This window comes from Pectobacterium nicotianae (assembly GCF_023272715.1).
GTDB lineage: Bacteria > Pseudomonadota > Gammaproteobacteria > Enterobacterales > Enterobacteriaceae > Pectobacterium > Pectobacterium brasiliense.
Genome location: NZ_CP096821.1, coordinates 229,235 through 244,702, shown reverse-complemented (window position 1 = coordinate 244,702; position 15,468 = coordinate 229,235). Strand labels below are relative to the sequence as shown.

Sequence of the window (15,468 nt, the reverse complement as noted above, 5' to 3'; positions counted from 1 at the left end):
GGTAACTACGGATAAAAAAGAGGGCACAGCCAATGCTGCGCCCTCTTCTATTTCGATCACTGACGGAAATTAACCCGCAACGGCGATACGCTTCATGTCTTTCATGTAACCGCGCAGCGTGTGGCCTACGGTTTCGATTGGGTGATTACGGATCGCTTCGTTAACATCACGCAGTTGCGCGTTGTCCACTTCGGTGCCCGCTACTGCTTTGCCCAGATCGCCCGGCTGCAGGGATGCCATGAACGCATCTTTCAGCAACGGAACGGCAGCGTTAGCAAACAGGTAGTTACCGTATTCTGCGGTATCAGAGATAACCACGTTCATTTCATACAGACGCTTACGCGCAATGGTGTTAGCGATCAGCGGCAGCTCATGCAGTGATTCGTAGTAAGCCGACTCTTCGATGATGCCGGAGCTCACCATGGTTTCAAACGCCAGCTCAACGCCCGCTTTCACCATCGCAACCATCAGCACGCCGTTATCAAAGTATTCTTGCTCAGCGATTTTACCGTCGAACTGCGGTGCGTTTTCGAATGCCGTTTTACCGGTCTCTTCACGCCAGGTCAGCAGTTTCACATCATCGTTCGCCCAGTCAGCCATCATGCCGCTGGAGAATTCGCCAGAGATGATGTCATCCATGTGTTTCTGGAACAACGGCGCCATGATGCCCTTCAGCTGCTCAGACAGTGCGTAAGCACGCAGTTTTGCTGGGTTAGACAGGCGATCCATCATCAGCGTGATCCCGCCCTGCTTCAGCGCTTCGGTGATGGTTTCCCAGCCGAACTGAATCAGTTTTTCTGCATAAGCCGGATCGGTGCCTTCAGCAACCAGTTTGTCGAAGCTCAGCAGAGAACCCGCCTGCAGCATACCGCACAGGATGGTCTGCTCACCCATCAGGTCAGATTTCACTTCCGCAACGAAAGAGGATTGCAGAACGCCAGCACGGTGACCACCGGTTGCCGCAGCCCACGCTTTAGCGATAGCCATACCTTCGCCTTTCGGATCGTTTTCCGGGTGAACCGCGATCAGCGTTGGTACGCCGAAACCACGTTTGTATTCTTCACGTACTTCCGTACCCGGGCACTTCGGTGCCACCATCACGACGGTGATGTCTTTACGGATTTGCTCACCCACTTCAACGATGTTGAAGCCGTGAGAGTAGCCCAGCGCAGCGCCCTGTTTCATCAGCGGCTGTACCGCCTGAACTACTGCTGAGTGCTGTTTGTCCGGCGTCAGGTTAACCACCAGGTCAGCCTGCGGGATCAGATCTTCGTAGGTGCCAACGGTGAAGCCGTTTTCGGTCGCTTTGCGCCATGATGCACGTTTTTCGGCAATCGCTTCAGCACGCAGGGCATAAGCGATATCCAGACCAGAATCGCGCATGTTCAGACCCTGGTTCAGACCCTGAGCACCACAGCCGACGATCACCACTTTTTTCCCTTTCAGGTAGCTCGCCTCATCGGCAAATTCATCACGCCCCATGAAGCGGCACTTGCCCAATTGATCCAGCTGCTGACGCAGGTTTAATGTGTTGAAATAGTTAGCCATGTCGTGCTCCGTATACGGTTTTGTTTGTCTGTTATTCGAGAAAGGATTCCCGCCAGATGGGAATTCACTATGACCCCATCATATGACAGGAATTGCGTTGCTTAAATTGATATATTAACAACGTCACATTGCACTATCTGCAAGATAAAAAACGGGGCCTGTATCGCATGGATTTACGTGATCTCAAATTATTCCTGCATTTGGCGGAAAGTCGGCACTTTGGCCGTACCGCCAAGGCGATGCACATCAGCCCGTCCACGCTGTCACGGCAAATTCAGCGGCTGGAAGAGGATTTAGGGCAGACGCTGTTTCTGCGCGATAACCGTACCGTGCAGCTTACCGATGCAGGAGATCACCTGAAGCAGTTCGCCCAGCAAACGTTGTTGCAATACCAGCAGCTACGCCACACGATAGACCAGCACGGGCCGTCGTTAAGCGGCGAGCTGCGGATCTTCTGTTCCGTCACCGCCGCCTACAGCCACCTGCCGCCGATTCTGGATCGCTTTCGGGCGCTACACCCGCTAGTGGAAATTAAACTGACGACGGGCGATGCCGCCGATGCCGTTGAGAAAATTCAGTCGAACGATGGGGATTTGGGGATTGCAGGACGCCCCGAAGCGCTGCCTGTCAGCGTTGACTTCATGCCGCTCGATAAACTGCCACTGGCGTTGATTATCCCGGCACTTCCCTGCCCCGTGCAGTCGCTGGTACGGCAGGCAGACCCAGACTGGTCGCAGATTCCGTTTATCCTGCCGGAACACGGCCCGGTGCGTAAGCGCATCGATCTGTGGTTCCGACGCAACCACATCACTAACCCGCAAATTTACGCCACCATCTCCGGGCATGAAGCGATGGTATCGATGGTCGCGCTGGGCTGTGGTATCGCACTGATTCCCAACGTCGTACTGGAAAACAGCCCAGAACCGGTACGCAACCGCGTCTCTGTCTTTGTCGAACAGGTGATGGAGCCGCTTGAACTCGGCGTGTGTGTACAGAAAAAACGGCTTAGCGAACCGCTGATTGCCGCCTTTTGGGACATATTACAGGATACCCCATGAAGATAGCCTTCACTGCCCTGATCGCCGCAGGGGTGACGTTCGTTTCCCTCAGCCACCATGCGCAAGCCGCCAGTTTCTCCTGCAACAACGCCGCCTCAGCGCAGGAAAAGCTGATTTGCGCCAGCCCGCTGCTCGGGCAGCTCGATGAAGAACTGGCACAGGTCTGGAAGACCTCCCGCGCGTTTCTGACGGCGTACGACAACAGCGCGCCGTGGGAAAAAACGCTCAACCAGTTTCAGCGCAGCTGGCTGACCACACGCGATCAATGCAAAGACGAAGACTGCTTGCGCCAACGCTACCAGCAGCAGTTAAACCGGCTGCGCTATCTGAATGACATCGCGCAGCACGCACTCCCTTCGCCGATTACGCCCGTGAAAAGCACCGCTTGTTTCCACGGTTCATTCAGCTATGAGTATGTGATGTCAGGACTTTCTGCCGAGGAATATCGCGATCTGGGGGATTATTTTCGGGAAATGTACGATCAGAAAGCGCCCTACCACGCCGTCAGCCTGACGATGACCAACCAGCGCGGCAAGATTGAAGGCGGCGCATCCATTGCATTTCGCTACGGCAACAAGCTGGATGATTCAGACTTCACCGCCCGTCAGATGAGCGATACGCAAGCGATTGGCAAAGGTGAAAGCAGCTTCGGTCAGCAGGTGAAAATACTGCTCACCTGCATTGACGATGATCATCTGCAAATCGCCACCTTCGGCAGCAATCGGGAAGAAGGTTACCTGTTTAACTATTTGCTGGAGCGCGATAAAACGCCACTGGAGCCGCAGAAAACGCCGTAGCGTTGGCTAGCTCTAGCGTTCGAACCACTTATCCGCCGAAAAGGCCCGCGTATCGGACTCCGTTTCCTGCGCGGCCTTCTTCATCGTTTCGACATTCATCAGATAATGATAGAGCGGTTCAAGCTGGGTAAAACCCTGTGACAGAACCGTCACCAGATCGCCGGAAAACAGCGCGTCCATATCCTGTCGGGTAGATATCGCAGCAAACGACTTACGGTTATACCAGTCAGCCAGTTCCGGCTCCTGATCTTTAATCAGCGGGCGTTTGTAGCTTTCGCCTTCCAGCGTGAAGGTCTTTCCCAGACAGCTTGCTACTTCAAGAAACTGCGACGGATTACCGCGCAGCGTCTGACGGAACAGGTCCATCGTATTCCGCGTCGCGCTGTAATAGCCCAGCCCGTAACGCCAGGTATCCGGCGTGATTTCAAAGAAATACACCGGCGCGTCCGTCCAGTCTTTGCGAGTACGTTTGAAGGTTAGCCACATATGGCTGCGATAGCGTGATTTATCGTGAGAAAAGCGCGTATCGCGGTGAATACGGGAGAGCGTTTTGCCGATGGCAGGACGCGTTTCAAAGTGATCATCAATCTGCAACATGGTCAGACTGAGTTCATCCACCAGCGTGCGGAACGGCGCAACCAGTTGCTCATCGTAAACCGCACGATGCTCGTCAAACCACGCTTTATCGTTGTACTGACGCACCTGCTGAAGAAACGTTAAACCCGCTTGAGAAAAACCTGTGAACTGCGTTGCCATAAAGAAATGCCATCCCTGTTGCTGTCAGATGACATAAAGATAACGCCGCCGACGGTGAAACACCATCGGCGGCGTTACACACTTATCCAAAGGATAAGTATTAAGGGATATTGAGCTCACCGTCTAGCGACTCGATCCGTCTGTAGTTTTCTACCGCCTCGCAAAGACTTTTACCAGAAAAATAAATAGGGCTATCTTTAATATACGGGTGTACTTTATACGCACAACGATAGACAACATAATTTTTCCACGCGGCTTGATCTGCTTTGAAAAGCTTAACGGCATCTTCCTCACCTTCCATAGTTATCAGTTTGGATAGAAAGCTTATTGCTTCTTTATTTTTTTGTTCTAGTTTTTCTGTCGAATCAGCAAGCATCCGGTCAATACAAATGTCCACTTCATGATAGCTTTCCCCTTTCATAATATCTTTACATAACGTTTTCTCCATTAATTCCAGTTTACTCCAATAAATCTCACCAAATGCAGGGGATATACCATTCACAGCAAATAGCATCAACATAAATAAATATATAGGTTTCATTTCTTCATCCTTAAATAATCCGCTCGTTTTCTTCCTTCCTCAAAGTCTAGCAACTCTTTCGTACTCTCTATTTTCTTTATTAACAGATCGATATCATTCTTTGCGGCGACAGGAATAGTCGTCTCTCCAGCAAACCCTTGGTAGGCAAGATCCACCAAAATATCTCGAATAGCAGGGTGAAGTTCAGCCCAATCGGCCCTATCGGGTACATTGGTGGAATAACGTGCATATCGCTTTTTCGCTATTTCTATATATCCAACATAAATGATATTAAACAGCTCCATCTGTTGCTGATGTGTAATCACGCCAATTTTTTCTTTATACATTTTCACAAAAGTGGCGGCGGCACCGCCCTTTAACCCAGCCCCCGTCGCTATTAAACTCGCTTTTTCACTCCCAATACCCACTCTAAGCATATCCGAATAAATTTCACCCTTGGTTCTCTTCCCCATATCATAGCCTCGCCCCAGGGTCACACCAGACTTAGTCTTTCCTGGCCAGTGAATAACTCGACTAAAAAAAGGGCTACCTGGGATATCATTCCCTTCGCCATCAAAGGTTATTTGTCCTTGAGGTACTCTTAACATTGAGTAAATTCCTTTTCATTAACACGAAGCATCAATGTGCGAAGTTAATTAGCATCTCTTTAGATTAGTGATGAATTAGTTAATAAAGCAGCCATGAATAACATAATTATCAATGGCTGTATGTTTTATTACCAAGTAAATTAAATACCACTATCATTCCAGATACTATAACCTGATGTTCCCGCAACTTTGTGTTCCCATGATATAGAACCATATTTTAATAAAACCTTCTCGTATGGCATGACGTCATTGTCATTAATCGAATGCGGATAACTACAAGAAATGTCAACAATACGGGCATCTGTTAATTTAATGACATAAAACAACTCTAATTGCCCAGCGGCATTTATCCTATACAAAAAGAAATTTGCACTTAGCTTTTCATTGGAAGAGGTAGAAACACCAAGCAACGGTGACGATTTATCGATGAGTTTAATTACTTCAACGGGGTGACAGGATAGATTATCAGCATGACTCATTGAGTGATTTAAACTTAACACCTGAATCTGATCTTCATGACCAATTTGGCTTCTATTACCAATTGACTGCAATGTTGAACAACCAGAAGAAATTAATCCTTGCTTATCACCCGTCAACTCTAAATAGATAATACTCGACATTTTTAGCAGCCTCTAAGAATAAATCTAATCAATGCACCGATGGTGTATCAAGCTTGAGTGAAAGTTTTCGCCCATCCGACGTCTTCATTTCCACAAGATTACTTTGAGTCACCTGCATCAGAGAAAGGCATAACTTCATCATCAATGCGAGTATTTCTTCAGGAGGTAACGAACTATTAATAAGGCTACTCTTTAATTGTTCATTTAACTGAATGGCAAGTTTTTCTTTATTTTTCATACTCGGTCTCCATGTGTTATTCCACTTTTCACCAAACTAACCTAGAAAACAATAGTTAGCAATATTTAAAGAAATTAGAAAAATAAACAATTAATTTGAAAATAATAATAACAAACCACAATTAGATTGATTCAACAACGCCTTGAGACACCTGCTGAAGAAACGTTAAACCCGCTTGAGAAAAACCCGTGAACTGCGTTGCCATAAAGAAATGCCATCCCTGTTGCTATCAGATGACATAAAGATAACGCCGCCGACGGTGAAACACCATCGGCGGCGTTAGGGGAACACTCAACGTTTAACCGCTAACTTAACCCGCTAAAAAGAAACGGAACGCGGGGTTATTGGTTTCATCGTGACATTCATAGCCGAGCGCCTGTAGGTGCTGCTCGAATTCCCGATCGCCTGCATCCAACTCGAACGCGGCCAGCACGCGACCAAAATCCGTGCCGTGGCTGCGGTAATGGAACAGTGAAATATTCCAGTGCGCCCCCAGCGTATGCAGGAACTTCAGTAATGCGCCCGGTGACTCTGGGAACTCAAAGCTGTACAGCCGTTCCTGGAGCGGTTTGGAAGGGCGTCCGCCGACCATATAACGAACGTGCAGCTTCGCCATTTCATCATCGGACAAATCCACCACTTCATAACCGTCTGCGGACAGCTCGGCGATAATCTCCTGCCGCTCCGCATAGCCACGCGTCAGACGCACGCCGACAAAAATGCAGGCATCTTTAGCATCCGCATAGCGGTAGTTGAACTCGGTAACGGAACGACCGCCCAGCAGTTGGCAAAACTTCAGGAAGCTGCCCTGTTTCTCGGGGATCGTCACGGCCAGCAAGGCTTCGCGCTGTTCACCCAGCTCGCAGCGCTCAGAAACGTAGCGTAACCCGTGGAAGTTGACGTTCGCGCCGGACAGAATATGCGCCAGACGTTCACCCTGAATCTGATGCTGCTGGATGTATTTCTTCATCCCCGCCAACGCCAGCGCGCCGGACGGTTCAGCAATTGCGCGGACATCCTCAAACAGATCTTTCACTGCCGCACAGATGGCATCGCTGTCGACGGTAATCACGTCATCCAGATATTCCCGACACAGGCGGAACGTTTCATCGCCAATGCGCTTCACTGCCACGCCTTCGGCAAACAGCCCGACACGCGGCAGATCGACAGGTTGCCCGGCATCCAGCGCCGCACGCAGACAGGCGGAATCTTCCGCTTCTACGCCGATCACCTGAATCTGTGGCATCAGCTGTTTGATCAGTACGGCAACACCTGCCGCCAAACCACCACCGCCGACCGGCACAAACACGCGATCCAGATGCGCATCCTGCTGTAGTAATTCCATCGCCAACGTGCCCTGTCCCGCAATCACGGCAGGGTGATCGAACGGCGGCAGAAAGGTCATATGCTGCTGTTGTGACAGCTCAATCGCCTTCGCCTTGGCCTCATCAAAGTTGGCACCGTGTAGCAGCACTTCGCCGCCAAAACCGCGCACGGCATCTACCTTGATATCAGCCGTCGCCACCGGCATCACAATCAGCGATTTAATCCCCAGCTTGGTGGAAGAGAGCGCAACACCTTGCGCATGGTTACCGGCTGACGCCGTTACCACGCCGTGGGATTTTTGCTCATCGCTCAGACCGGCCATCATCGCGTACGCGCCGCGCAGCTTGAAGCTGTGCACCGCGTGCCTGTCTTCACGTTTTACCAGAATGACATTACCCAGCCGCGAAGAGATCTTTTCCATCTTCTCCAGCGGTGTGACCTGCGTGACTTCATACACTGGCGATCGCAAGATCGCCCGCAGGTACTCCGCGCCTCCCGGCGCGGCAGGAAGAGGTTGTGACACAGCCATCAGCATTAGCCTCCCAGCTTGCTTTTATCCCGCACAGCGCCCTTATCTGCGCTGGTTGCCAGGCTAGCGTACGCACGCAGCGCAAAAGACACCTGACGTTCACGATTGTGCGGCGTCCAGGCCTGCTCGCCTCTCGCTTCTTCCGCTGCGCGGCGGCTTGCTAACGCATTGTCATCCAGGACCAGCGCAATGCTGCGGTTCGGAATATCAATCGCGATGATGTCACCGTCCTGTACCAGTGCAATGGTGCCGCCGCTGGCTGCTTCAGGAGACGCATGGCCGATAGACAGGCCAGAAGTACCGCCGGAGAAGCGCCCGTCAGTGATCAGCGCACAGCTTTTACCCAGCCCCATCGATTTCAGGTAGGTGGTCGGATACAGCATTTCCTGCATACCCGGCCCGCCTTTCGGCCCTTCATAACGGATCACAACGACGTCACCCGCCACGACTTTACCGCCCAGAATAGCGTCTACCGCATCATCCTGACTTTCATAAACTTTTGCCGGACCGCGGAAGACCAGACTCCCTTCATCCACGCCTGCAGTTTTCACGATACAGCCATTCTCTGCCAGATTGCCGTACAGCACAGCCAACCCGCCATCCTGACTGTAGGCAAATTCACGGGAACGAATACACCCTTCCTGACGATCGGTATCCAGTGAATCCCAGCGACAATCCTGAGAAAACGCTTTGGTCGTACGGATACCCGCCGGGCCGGCGGAATACATGCTTTTTACACTCTCATCCTGAGTCAGCATCACGTCGTAGGCTTCCAGCGTTTCCGGCAGTGTTTTGCCCAGCACGTTGTTCACTTCACGGTTCAGCAAACCTGCTCTGTCCAACTCGCCCAGAATACCGATCACGCCGCCTGCGCGGTGTACGTCTTCCATGTGGTATTTCTGTGTGCTCGGCGCCACTTTACACAGGTGTGGCACCTGACGTGACAGCCTGTCGATATCGGTCATAGTGAAATCCACCTCACCTTCCTGCGCCGCGGCTAACAGATGCAGAACGGTATTGGTGGAACCGCCCATCGCGATATCCAGAACCATGGCGTTTTCAAATGCGGCTTTATTAGCGATATTGCGTGGCAGCACGCTCTCGTCATCCTGCTCGTAGTAGCGCTTAGCCAGACCGACAATGCGTTTGCCTGCGTTCAGGAACAACTGCTTACGGTCAGCATGCGTCGCCAGCAGAGAACCGTTACCCGGCTGAGACAGCCCCAGCGCTTCGGTCAAACAGTTCATGGAGTTAGCGGTAAACATACCAGAACAGGAGCCACAGGTCGGACAGGCTGAACGCTCCACCTGCTCGCTCTGCTCATCCGAGACTTTCGGATCTGCGCCCTGAATCATGGCATCCACCAGATCCAACTTGATGATCTGATCGGATAATTTGGTTTTCCCTGCTTCCATCGGGCCACCCGAAACAAAAATAACCGGAATATTCAGACGCAGCGACGCCATTAACATCCCTGGGGTGATTTTGTCGCAGTTGGAAATACACACCATGGCATCCGCACAGTGGGCATTGACCATGTATTCCACGGAGTCGGCGATCAGTTCACGGGAAGGCAGGGAATAGAGCATGCCGCCGTGTCCCATCGCGATACCGTCATCGACCGCAATGGTGTTAAATTCTTTCGCGACGCCGCCGGAGGCTTCGATCTGCTCGGCAACCAGTTTACCCAGATCGCGCAAGTGCACATGGCCCGGCACGAATTGGGTGAAAGAGTTGACCACTGCGATAATCGGTTTACCAAAATCGTCGTCGGTCATCCCGGTGGCGCGCCACAAGGCTCGGGCACCGGCCATATTACGGCCGTGAGTGGTTGTGGCTGAACGGTACTTAGGCATGCTCTGTTACTCCAAAAATTACGAATTTGGCGATGACGGAACGTGTCACCGCCTGACTGTCTGTCTTGACTACTTACTGATTTATCGGATCCAACCAGCCCCATTTATCTTCGGTTTCACCCGTAAAGAGGCCAAAGAACGCCTGCTGCAAGGCTTTGGTGACCGGTCCGCGTTTGCCAGCACCGACCTGAATGCCATCGACGCTGCGCACGGGGGTAATTTCTGCCGCCGTGCCGGACATGAAGACTTCATCCGCCAGATACAGTGACTCGCGGGATAGCACCTGCTCACGTACTTCATATCCCGCATCTTTCGCCAGTTTGATGATAGCGTCACGCGTAATGCCCGGCAGCGCCGAAGAGGTAAACGGCGGCGTGAAGATAATACCGTCCTTCACTTCAAATAGGTTCTCACCTGCACCTTCAGAAACATAGCCGTGGACATCCAACGCGATCCCTTCCTGATAGCCGTGGCGGCGTGCTTCGCTACCCACCAGCAGAGAGGATAGATAGTTGCCGCCCGCTTTCGCGGCGGTTGGAATGGTATTCGCCGCCACACGATTCCAGGACGACACCATCGCATCAATACCGGCTTCCAGCGCTTCTTCACCCAAATACGCGCCCCACGGGAAGGCCGCGATGATGACGTCGGTTTGATAACCGTCTGGCGGGTTAACGCCCATACCCACATCACCAATAAACACCAGTGGGCGAATATACGCGCTGGTCAGGTTATTTTTACGCAGCGTTTCACGACAGGCTTCCATCAGCTCATCCACGCTTTGCGCGACGGGCATACGGTAAATTTTTGCCGAATCACGCAGGCGCTGCATGTGCTCACGGTGACGGAAAACCACCGGGCCCTTATGTGAATTGTAGCAACGAACGCCCTCAAAGACGGAGGTGCCATAATGCAGGGCATGCGACATGACGTGTACTTTTGCTTCAGCCCATGGAACCATCTCGCCATTGAACCAAATGTAGTCCGCTTTTTTTGTCATTCTTCTTTTTCCTTATTATTTGCGTTAGGCGCTGATCTGCTGTGATGTCGTCATCGGTTGAATGTCAACGCAGGCAATATCCAACAGCTTGCTCAATTGCGTTGACAATAAATCCACCGAACGATGGCTGGCAACGGTCAGTTCAATATTAATGTGATCGGCATTGGTGGTTTGCACCATATTCATCGCGCAAACCTTGAAACCGCGGTGGCGGGTAACACGCAATACACGCTCCAGAACCTCGGGACGAAAGCGCGCCTGAATCGAAAGTTGATGGTGTGTCATTCTGTTGTCTCCAGCACTTATTCTGTGTAAGTCGGCCATTGTTTGGTTTTGCCGAGCTTAGTTCGGTTTTGTCGAGCCTATTCGGTTTTATCGAGCATCGTTTCGTTACCCGCACCCGGCGGAACCAGTGGCCAGACGTTTTCATATTCATCTATCGATACGTGCAGTAAATAGGGTCCTTCGCTGTTAAACAGGGCGTCCAGCGCGACATCAATTTGATCTTTACGGGTGATGCGCTGGCCAGGGATATCAAACGCGCTTGCCAGCGTCAGGAAATCAGGGTTATCGGAGAGGTCGGTTTCACTATAACGTTCATCAAAGAATAACTGCTGCCACTGACGCACCATGCCTAACCGTTGGTTATCCAGCAGCACGATCTTCAACGGCAGCCGTTTTCGCTTGATGGTGCCCAGCTCCTGAACGTTCATCATGAAAGAGCCGTCGCCGGAAATGCAGATAACCATGTCATCCGGACGCGCAACCTGTGCGCCTACCGCAGCGGGTACGCCGAAGCCCATCGTGCCGAGGCCGCTGGAGGTGATGAAATTCTCAGGGCGGCTGAACGTCATATGCTGTGCAGCCCACATCTGGTGCTGGCCCACATCGGTCGTCACCACAGTATCCGCATCCATTCGTTCGGAGATCGTTTTCAGCAGCGCAGGCGCATAAATCGCCTGACCGGGATGATCATAACGCCACGGGTATTCCGCCTTCATCATGGTCGCCTGCTGGCGCCACGCGCTGACGTTCAGCGGCTGTTGTAGCGCCGGTAATATCGCGTTCAGATCGCCTTGCAACGCGACATTAGCATGACGCAACTTGCTCAGTTCCGCTGGGTCGATATCCATGTGAATCACGCTGGCGTGAGGCGCGAAGGCGTTCAGCTTGCCGGTCACACGGTCATCAAAACGCGCCCCAACGGCGATTAACAAATCACACTCCTGCACAATCAGGTTCGCCGCCTTCGTGCCGTGCATACCAATCATACCGAGGTAATAGGGATGATTGGCATCCACGGCACCCAGACCTTTCAGCGTCGAAACGGAAGGGATATCCGTTACGCTCAGGAATTCACGCAGTGCCGGAACCGCATTCGCCATGCCAACACCGCCGCCAACATACAGCACGGGTTTTTGCGCTTTCGCCAACAGGGCACATGCCTGCGCGATATCTTGATCGGGGAAATCAACATCGTTAGCAACGGGCGCAAAGTTCGGAGTGAAATCCCCCATCGCCAGCTGAATATCTTTAGGAATATCGACCAGAACAGGGCCTGGGCGGCCGCTGTTGGCAATCGCGAACGCTTCTGCCATCACTTCCGGCAGTGATTCGAGAGACTCAACCAGAAAACTGTGTTTCGTACAGGCCAGAGACAGCCCCAACACGTCGATCTCCTGGAAAGCATCGGTGCCGATCAGTGCCGACCCAACCTGTCCGGTGATCGCAACCACAGGCACAGAATCCAGTAACGCATCGGCCAAACCGGTGATCAGGTTCGTTGCCCCCGGGCCAGATGTCGCAATGCAGACGCCCACGTTACCTGTTGAGCGGGCATAGCCAATCGCCGCCATCACCGCGCCTTGCTCATGGCGACACAGCAGGTGTTTAACGCCGCCGTCATAAAGTGCATCGTAGACTGGCATTATCGCGCCCCCTGGATAACCAAAAACGGTTTCCACTCCCTGCGCTCGCAACGCTTGAACCACCCACTGTGCTCCATTCATAGTTATTTCCCCGACATCTTATGGGAATAACAGAATTTTATGCTGATGTTCATTTTCTGTTCCTTTCCGTTATAGATTACGCCCAACAAAAAACCCCCGACCTTTCGGTGCGGGGGTTTTCTTGAATTAGGCCTTGATTTCTAAGCCATTCTTCGTCCAAGTGCAGCCCCGCACGGTGGGATAATAATCACCACCACGCTAATCACGACTAGGCTAATCACTAGGGATAGGGCTTTCATAATAGGTTGTTCATTAATCTTCTGTCGAACGAATGCCTACAGAGTTATCACAGTAAGACATGGCCTGACAACAATTTTTTTTCATTGCCACCCGTAAGTATTACCTATGATAGGAGAAAAAATACAACGTAATCATAAGGTAGACGCGCATCAAATTATTTTCGCCCGTTGGCGTAAAAATGAGCGTTGTACGAGAAACGTGACAGATGAAAACGAGGGTCGTCAATCGGCGGATAGCATTAAGCCATCGGTTCACCCTACATAATTGCGGCGCATCACGCACAAATTTCACTCATTACTGAAACAGAGGATTATTTCATGACATCGCCGCGCAAAGTGGCGAAGACAGTCTCTACTTCTTCTCCCTTGCCAGACATGATGCAAACCATCAGCAAAGGGGAAATAGCATGTCATTGGCAGTTACCTATACTCGGGCAATGATTGGTGTACAAGCACCGGACGTTTATATCGAAGTTCATATCAGCAGCGGGCTACCAGCCCTAACGCTGGTGGGCTTACCAGAAACCACCGTCAAGGAAGCGCGTGATCGCGTGCGTAGCGCTCTCATCAATTGCGGATTTACGTTTCCGGCGAAGCGCATCACGGTCAATCTCGCCCCCGCAGACCTGCCAAAGGAAGGAGGACGCTACGATCTGCCGATTGCTCTGGCGATTCTGGCGGCCTCAGAACAAATCGATGGTGAGAAGCTAAGCCGCTACGAGTTTCTTGGCGAACTCGGCCTGTCTGGCACCTTACGTGGCGTCAATGGCGCGATTCCCGCTGCATTGGAAGCCATAAAGTCAGGCCGCCAGCTTATCCTGCCAGATGACAATAAACGGGAGATGACCCTGATACCACAGGGTGAAGCGCTAATGGCCGGGCATTTGTTGGACGTGTGTGCTTTTCTCAGTGGAGAAGAGGAATTGCTCAGTTGCTCCGACATGACGCCCGTTCCACCGATCGAGGAAGATACGCTCGATCTGAAGGATATCATCGGTCAGGAACAGGCTAAACGCGCGTTAGAAATCGCGGCGGCAGGCGGTCACAACCTGCTCTTGCTAGGGCCTCCGGGAACAGGGAAAACCATGCTGGCGAGTCGATTAGGCAATCTGATGCCACCATTAAGCGATGAAGAAGCGCTGGAAAGCGCCGCCATCAACAGCCTAATCAACATTGATGCCACCATGACGCGCTGGCGAGCCAGACCGTTCAGAGCGCCTCACCATAGTTCCTCCATGGCTGCGCTCGTGGGCGGAGGGTCGCTACCCAAACCCGGAGAAATCTCGCTCGCCCACAACGGTGTACTATTTTTGGACGAATTACCGGAGTTTGAGCGACGCGTACTGGACTCACTACGAGAGCCTCTGGAGTCCGGTGAAATTATCATTTCCCGCACTCGGGCTAAAGTGTGCTACCCAGCACGGGTGCAGCTCGTCGCCGCAATGAATCCCAGCCCCTCAGGACACTATCAGGGCGTTCATAACCGGTTGCCGGCACAACAAATACTGCGCTATCTCAGCAAACTTTCCGGTCCCTTTTTGGATCGCTTTGACCTTTCAATCGAAGTCCCTTTACTACCACCAGGGGTTTTATCTCAGCAGCATTATCAAGGCGAAAGCAGCGCGACAATTCGTGAGCGCGTGCTGATCGCACGGCAGATACAGCTGAAGCGGGCAAATAAAATCAACGCGCTACTCACTTCACGTGAAATAGAAAAACACTGCGGATTGGAGATGGCTGATGCGACCTATTTGGAAGAGGTGATGAACAAACTTGGCTTATCCGTACGTGCATGGCACAGGATCTTGAAAGTCGCGCGCACGATCGCTGACCTAGGCGGTCGGGATAATATTGAAAGAAAACACCTTGCCGAAGCGCTGAGCTATCGCTGTATGGATCGCTTGCTCATCCAGCTCCACAAAAACCTTGAATAGCGAGAGCATTACATTTGTTCGCTACAAAAGGAAATGGGGCGTTAGCCCCATTCTTAATTAATCATCGCTTTCAGTGTATTCTTCCACTGCATCCATCTGCGGCTTACCACCAGACAACGTATGGAAGCGTTTAGGACGACGAATACGATCCAGATATTTGGACCAGATTTTTTCCAGTTCCGTTTCCGCTTTACGTTCGCCGCGACACATTGCAACAAACGATGTCTCTTCCTCCGTCACTGGCTCACGTTTACCCAAATCCAGCTCGTTAAACGCGTAGCCGTGGCGTTCCAACAATTGTGCTTCTTTAATCGTAAAGTCGCCATGTCGGGAAAAACCACGCGGGTAGAACTTGTTATCAAAAAAACGATTAGTGGTAGAGAAGCTTTCTGCCATCTTACACGCTCCTAATTCTTCTATGGTCGTGTTG

16 protein-coding genes are annotated in these 15,468 nt (G+C 51.8%); 3 read left to right on the top strand and 13 right to left on the bottom strand.

Going from position 1 to position 15,468, the window contains the following annotated elements:
• Positions 1-69: 69 nt before the first annotated feature.
• Positions 70-1,548 (bottom strand): ketol-acid reductoisomerase, encoded by a 1,479-nt coding sequence (ilvC, locus tag MYB54_RS01060; RefSeq protein WP_010283900.1) that lies wholly within the window; start codon positions 1,546-1,548, stop codon positions 70-72.
• 167 nt (positions 1,549-1,715) lie between these two features.
• Here ilvC and ilvY point away from each other — a divergent pair, with 167 nt between their 5' ends.
• Both ilvY and MYB54_RS01050 read left to right on the top strand, forming a co-directional pair.
• On the top strand, positions 1,716-2,606 hold the full coding sequence (gene ilvY / locus MYB54_RS01055; protein WP_014916961.1) for an HTH-type transcriptional activator IlvY: 891 nt from the start codon (positions 1,716-1,718) through the stop codon (positions 2,604-2,606).
• Positions 2,603-3,403 (top strand): lysozyme inhibitor LprI family protein, encoded by an 801-nt coding sequence (locus MYB54_RS01050; protein ID WP_014916962.1) that lies wholly within the window; start codon positions 2,603-2,605, stop codon positions 3,401-3,403. Before ilvY ends, MYB54_RS01050 begins: the two co-directional genes overlap by 4 nt.
• A gap of 12 nt (positions 3,404-3,415) precedes the next feature.
• On the opposite strand, the gene MYB54_RS01045 is transcribed toward MYB54_RS01050, so the two are convergent.
• The 11 genes from MYB54_RS01045 to ilvL form a co-directional block, all read right to left on the bottom strand.
• Positions 3,416-4,159: a DUF2461 domain-containing protein gene (locus tag MYB54_RS01045; protein WP_014916963.1), complete on the bottom strand. Its 744-nt coding sequence runs from the start codon at positions 4,157-4,159 to the stop codon at positions 3,416-3,418.
• A gap of 100 nt (positions 4,160-4,259) precedes the next feature.
• On the bottom strand, positions 4,260-4,700 hold the full coding sequence (locus tag MYB54_RS01040; RefSeq protein ID WP_014916964.1) for a lysozyme inhibitor LprI family protein: 441 nt from the start codon (positions 4,698-4,700) through the stop codon (positions 4,260-4,262).
• Positions 4,697-5,287, bottom strand: coding sequence for a DUF8812 domain-containing protein (locus MYB54_RS01035; RefSeq protein WP_014916965.1), 591 nt, complete (start codon positions 5,285-5,287; stop codon positions 4,697-4,699). The genes MYB54_RS01040 and MYB54_RS01035 overlap by 4 nt, the downstream gene beginning before the upstream one ends.
• 140 nt (positions 5,288-5,427) lie before the next feature.
• On the bottom strand, positions 5,428-5,907 hold the full coding sequence (locus MYB54_RS01030) for an Hcp family type VI secretion system effector (RefSeq protein ID WP_071822623.1): 480 nt from the start codon (positions 5,905-5,907) through the stop codon (positions 5,428-5,430).
• A 28-nt stretch (positions 5,908-5,935) separates the two neighbouring features.
• Positions 5,936-6,145, bottom strand: coding sequence for a hypothetical protein (locus MYB54_RS01025; RefSeq protein ID WP_014916966.1), 210 nt, complete (start codon positions 6,143-6,145; stop codon positions 5,936-5,938).
• A gap of 310 nt (positions 6,146-6,455) precedes the next feature.
• Entirely contained in the window at positions 6,456-8,000 is a 1,545-nt protein-coding gene (ilvA, locus tag MYB54_RS01020) for a threonine ammonia-lyase, biosynthetic (protein ID WP_039277767.1), read from the bottom strand.
• Positions 8,001-8,005: 5 nt separating this feature from the next.
• Positions 8,006-9,856, bottom strand: a complete 1,851-nt coding sequence (gene ilvD / locus MYB54_RS01015; RefSeq protein WP_039286277.1) for a dihydroxy-acid dehydratase — start codon at positions 9,854-9,856, stop codon at positions 8,006-8,008.
• A gap of 73 nt (positions 9,857-9,929) precedes the next feature.
• Complete coding sequence (locus MYB54_RS01010; RefSeq protein WP_014916970.1) at positions 9,930-10,856, bottom strand: branched-chain amino acid transaminase; 927 nt, start codon at positions 10,854-10,856, stop codon at positions 9,930-9,932.
• 24 nt (positions 10,857-10,880) lie between these two features.
• Entirely contained in the window at positions 10,881-11,141 is a 261-nt protein-coding gene (gene ilvM / locus MYB54_RS01005) for an acetolactate synthase 2 small subunit (protein WP_010294673.1), read from the bottom strand.
• Positions 11,142-11,218: 77 nt separating this feature from the next.
• Positions 11,219-12,865 (bottom strand): acetolactate synthase 2 catalytic subunit, encoded by a 1,647-nt coding sequence (gene ilvG / locus MYB54_RS01000; RefSeq protein ID WP_039516435.1) that lies wholly within the window; start codon positions 12,863-12,865, stop codon positions 11,219-11,221.
• A gap of 140 nt (positions 12,866-13,005) precedes the next feature.
• Positions 13,006-13,104, bottom strand: a complete 99-nt coding sequence (gene ilvL / locus MYB54_RS00995) for an ilv operon leader peptide (protein WP_071531109.1) — start codon at positions 13,102-13,104, stop codon at positions 13,006-13,008.
• A gap of 407 nt (positions 13,105-13,511) precedes the next feature.
• Between ilvL and MYB54_RS00990 the strand changes: the two genes are divergently transcribed.
• Complete coding sequence (locus MYB54_RS00990; protein WP_014916972.1) at positions 13,512-15,038, top strand: YifB family Mg chelatase-like AAA ATPase; 1,527 nt, start codon at positions 13,512-13,514, stop codon at positions 15,036-15,038.
• Positions 15,039-15,095: 57 nt separating this feature from the next.
• On the opposite strand, the gene MYB54_RS00985 is transcribed toward MYB54_RS00990, so the two are convergent.
• Positions 15,096-15,434 carry a MaoP family protein gene (locus tag MYB54_RS00985; protein ID WP_010283921.1) on the bottom strand — a complete coding sequence of 113 codons (339 nt, stop codon included), beginning with the start codon at positions 15,432-15,434 and terminating at the stop codon, positions 15,096-15,098.
• Between the last annotated feature and the right edge of the window lie 34 nt (positions 15,435-15,468).